Source organism: Nostoc sp. UIC 10890 (assembly GCF_054786515.1).
Genome location: NZ_JBSGKF010000056.1, coordinates 1 through 4,645, shown reverse-complemented (window position 1 = coordinate 4,645; position 4,645 = coordinate 1). Strand labels below are relative to the sequence as shown.

General features: G+C 45.1%; 2 protein-coding genes. Both read right to left on the bottom strand.

What is annotated here, in order from left to right; all coding sequences use genetic code 11:
* A partial coding sequence (gene drmB, locus ACWATR_RS38625; RefSeq protein ID WP_460345266.1) for a DrmB family protein occupies positions 1 to 1,292 on the bottom strand: 1,292 nt, incomplete at its 3' end.
* Positions 1,289 to 4,645, bottom strand: a 3,357-nt coding sequence (drmA, locus tag ACWATR_RS38620) for a DISARM system helicase DrmA (protein WP_460345264.1), incomplete at its 5' end; no start/stop codon positions are given. The genes drmB and drmA, both read right to left, overlap by 4 nt.

Sequence of the window (4,645 nt, the reverse complement as noted above, 5' to 3'; positions counted from 1 at the left end):
CCCCTGTTTTCAATAGCTGGAACCCAAGTAGGCTCAATATCAAGAGCAGCTCGCCTGACTTGAATATCTAAATCGCCGTCAATATCAGGCATAATTGCCTCAAAGCGAGTAAAGCCAATTTGGGCGGTTACTTCCTTAAGTCGGTGTACTAAAACAATGCTCTCTATAAGAGATAGTAATTTTGGTTTGATGTTATCTAATTTCCGCGCACGAGCATAAAAGTCGCTTTCTGGTACATCTTCTCCGACTTCAAAGGGACTAGATAGCAAAGTCTCAATTTCTACTTGCTTAATACCCTTATATTGTTTACCTTGCCCACCCTGTCTGCGCTGGATTTCTGCCCATACTGCTTCATCAGTAAATCCTTCTAAAACAGCAGCGACTTTTTGCTTCCGCCGTTCTTTTTTAACTTCATCGCTACTTTCTACATACTGAAGGAAGTCTTCATAAACTGAATTAACGGCCTTTTGCAAAGCATCATCCGAGTCTGGTAAAGAAATGACACTGAGAACCTGGGAAAAATAAGCATTGCTGGCAGAGCGAACCAAAAGCCGATTATATTCTGGTTTCCCTGTTGTCTCAGAAATACAGAGTTCTTGAGCTTTGGGGCCAAGCCAAGGGCGATGTCCTTCGCACTTTCCTAAGACCTTGCCATTGGGTACTGTTGCATCTGATAACTGACGACGAGCTTTACAAGCCTCACAGCGCACAAAAATATCAGCAAAATCGTTGCCAGATCCGCCTTCATCAAACCATAGTTGACCCCGACAGTTAGCTTGAGACTTTTCATGGACAAAACCACGCCAATCAATGTCTTTGATGTGTCCATTAACACAAGCTTGTACAAAACGCACAGGTACGACTGGCACTTTCTTTCTGTCGGCATTGAGATATTTACCAGTTACCAAACTACCCCAAGGTAGTAAAGGACGTGTCCGGTAAACTTTGGCATTGGGCGCTGCTTCATTTGGTTTAGGCCAAGTTTCTTCTACTTGAGCAACAAACCAAGTGGGGAAAGCGAAAGCTGTAATTCCAGTGCGAGATGCTTTTGGGTCTTTCTCGTCTACAGGTGGCGCATATAAGGCAATATCATTAACCCCTAAAATGTCAGCGACTCGTTCCTTTAGTCGGTCTTCGTAAATACGTTTTTTGTCACCGTGCCAGTGGTTGAGTCCGCCAATTAGTATGGAATAATCGGGTAAATCTACCATTGCCCCAGGGCCAAAAGTAGATAAAATTTGGCTCTGGCGAATTTCTCCAGATGGAGGACGCTTTTTGTTTGATTTACTCATGATTCTTCCTCCTCTACTTCAAATCCGTCAGGATTGCGAACCCACAAATTAACTGTTGGCTCAACATCACGTAAACTGCGTTGAGCTTTAAATTTTCGTTCTTCTAATGGTTTTTTTTCTAATTCTGGATCAAGTGGGTCGAATAATAGAGGCGGCGCTTCCCCAACCTCACGCTGATATTGGAGGTTAATTTTTTCACCAGCAATCCGTTCCCATAAATCTAGTAAATCCTTAACTCGACCCCTAACTTTTTGGCGGAGTGCTTCAGCATCACCTGCATTAAGTTCTTTGTCATGCATCTCGGCACGCTTGGCGATTGCATCGATGACAAAATTTAGCTCTTTACGGTGCTGAAGAATGTCAATCGCACGAAGTGGTGCTGTCATCCCAGAATGTCCCAAACGTGCTAAAGCAACAGTGATGGCAGCAATCCCTCGGTCAATGGCACGAGGAGAGAAAGGCGTAACACTGGTAGCTTCTACTGCCCTATAGAAAGTAGCGTGCCAAGCAAAGAAACGTTCGTAGTGTGAGCGATCACGCGGTCGGTGAACGTTGAGCAATGTAACAACTAATCCGGGTCGTTCTTCATCCCGTCCCACACGACTGGTAGCCTGAATGTATTCTGCGGCTGTTTTAGGTTGACCGAGAACTACCATTAAGCCCAAACGTGTAATGTCCAAACCGACAGAAATCATATTGGTCGCTAAGACTACATCAACACGTTCTTTTTGATCGAACGTTGCTTCTAAGCGGCTTTTAGTATCTGCAACTTCACTTGTGCTGACACGAGAAGTCAATTCTTCCGGTTCATCGTCAATTTTCCGATCTGCAAACAAACCTGAACTTTTACTGACTCGTTTTCGTTTGCTATAACCAATAAGCCGAGAGTTGACTTCATCTTCAACAATCCGCCGACTACCACCCAGTTCACGCAAGGAATTAAAGTACCCTAGCAATGTCATGTAGGGGTCTGCTGGATTATCAGGGTTTTTGCTCCCACCTGCTGCTAACCATTCTTTCTGTGCTGCTCCCAGCAATGCCAGATAAGTACGTAACAATACTACTTTCAGACTTCGCCCTTGAGCAGCAATTCCGACATAGGTTCGAGCATTCTTTTCTTCGGCAGGTACTGTCTTTGCAAAAAAGGAATCGCGCCGGTCTGGCCCTGGTGGCGGAAATACATCAACTTCATTTCGCCCAAATAATGCTTGAATCTGCTTAGTTGCCCGTCGCACTGTCGCGGTGGAAGCTACAATCTTCGGGCGGATTTTTTGACCATTTATCTCTCGACTGCATAAAGCATCAATTGCAGTTTCGTAAAGCCCTACCATTGTGCCTAAAGGGCCAGAAATTAAATGCAGTTCATCTTGAATAATTAAATCTGGCGGTGGCAAATCAGCATCAAGTGCTTTACCTTTACCTGGATAAACAGGGCTGTAAAAACCATCTTTGTCATAGCGTTCTACCCGTCCAAATAAAGCACCTGTTTCTCCGACCCAAGGCAAACTCGCAAATTTATCAACTGTGGCGATCATAAAACACGGCAGACGGCGATAAATCGGTTCATCTACAGCTAATACTGGTAAAGGGCGATCGCCTCTAAAACTACAACGGCGATTGGCGCAACTTATACGCAAGTCTATGGGTTGGTCAGGATTAGGCAATAGCTGAAATGAATTGCGGTTGAATTTAGTTCCGCACCAAGGACAGTTTTCTAAAGGAATAGGTGAAGGTTTGCGATCATTATTTAGGAAAGCAATAGTACGCGAACGAGCGCTGTTTTCATCATTGTCTCCCTTCTTGCCCATCCGGTTAGGTGTAGCTGCTTGCCCTACCCACAATCCAATTTCAAAAGGCCATTTTCCCAGTTTTTCTACATCTTGCTCCCGTTCCAACTCTAGGGCACAAATCATTGTCGCCGCACGTCCTAATTGGTCAAGAGTGAGGAGGCGCAATGTATAGCGCATCAGTACGCTCAGTCCAGCAGAGTCAATACCAGGATGACGTAGCCGCCGTAATACAAGTGTAAAAGCTGCTAGCCCCAAATAAGCTTCAGTTTTACCGCCGCCTGTAGGGAAGAACAGTAAATCAACCAGTTCTCGGTCTGAATGTTCGGGGTTAGCAATGCCTACCAAGTTCATTAGCAAGAAAGCTAGTTGAAACGGTCGCCAAGTTGGAGGGGCTACAGATTCGGGAGTAATGTTTTTCTTATGAGTCGCACGCTGGCGAATTGCTAAGGCGATCGCTCGATTAGCAATGCGAAAAGCATCTAATACTTGTGGGTCATCCAATGCGCTTAAACCAGCAGCAATCCGGTCTTTAGCAATTCCGGCTCGATCTAATAGGTCTTTAGCTACACCTAAACGTTTTTGCCCAGTCGGACATTTGACTCGTTGTTCATCTATCCATTCAGAATATGCACTAACCATCGGACTGAGCAGATTTCTCAATGCTTCTGCCGTCGGTGCGGCAGCTAACGCTTCCATGCCGACTTCGACATCTTTAACCTGGGTTGCAATTACCTTTTCTACGTCAGCAGTTGGTATCCAAGCGGTTCTTACTTCCTGACAGCCACCATTGGGATTTGCAACTGCGATCGCAGAGACATTATGACCAACAGCATATTCATAATCATCTCGGTATTGCAAATCAGCAACTTTCTCATCCCAGTCATCACCATCCCGCCCACGTAAATTGGGGCGTGGTACAAAGGAATCAGCTGTCTGAATTATTAAATTTGTTTGAAAAGCATAAGCAGCATCCCGCTTTTGGTCAGGGCTAGGGCGGCGATGATTAACTAAGAATACTGAAACTGAGCGTGTTCCTGCTGGTACTAATTCCTCAGAAGTTACGGAGCGAACTGAGACAACCAGTTGTAAACCATCGCTGTTTGGAACATCTAAATATATTGGGGAACTGCTTCCACTAAGGGGGATCTCTAGTTGTTTAGTCGTATTGCCTAAATTTAAACCAAGGTCTAATTGAGTCGGTCTGCCGTTTGTACGTAACGGTACGGTAAGTTCAGCCTCTCGTGGAACTCTCTGCCAATCACCAGTGAAGGTAATTTCTTTTCCTTCGCTATCTGGTTTGGTTAGTGGTTGGTAATCGCCCCACCCGACAGTGACATGAAGTTGGTTAACGGTTTGGGGTAAAAGCACACTTAATCCCATTGAAGAAGGGAAATAAGCTTTACGAGCAAAGGCTTTCTCTGGAATCTTTTCGTCTTCGCCAGAGCCAACACGACCAACTTCGTCCATTTCTTCATCGCCAGAGTTATCCACAACTGGTACGCCGTAGGGTACAAGGAATCCCGTGAGATACCACTTGGAAGGAGCTTGATCTAAAGTTTCTTC